We start from the raw sequence: 292 nt of genomic DNA on the forward strand, positions 1-292 counted from the left end.
CCTGGACGGTACCGACAAAGGGGTGGACTGGGACCTGGTCCAGCGGGCCCGGGACCTGGCCGGGCTGAAGGGCTATGTCACCAACATCGCCCCGGAGGTGATGGGCGGCCAGGCGGTGATCGATGCCTATCACGACCTGTACCGGGGCTTAACCCCGGATGTTGGACACGGGGGTGATTGATTACGCCGCGATCGCCAGCGTAGACGCTCTGGAGACCTCGAAGTCGTTCGGAGACACGTTCTGGCAGTGCGAGTGACGACGACGGGTGTTGTAGCGGTGGGCCCACCGGAA

1 protein-coding gene is annotated in these 292 nt (G+C 64.7%); it reads left to right on the forward strand.

What is annotated here, in order from left to right; translation table 11 throughout:
• Positions 1-181: hypothetical protein (locus tag ACJOT3_RS34795; protein WP_406977357.1), on the forward strand; the 181-nt coding region annotated here is incomplete at its 5' end.
• Positions 182-292 lie beyond the last annotated feature (111 nt).

The sequence above is a fragment of the Nocardiopsis protaetiae genome (assembly GCF_045446735.1).
Classification (GTDB): Bacteria; Actinomycetota; Actinomycetes; order Streptosporangiales; family Streptosporangiaceae; genus Nocardiopsis; species Nocardiopsis protaetiae.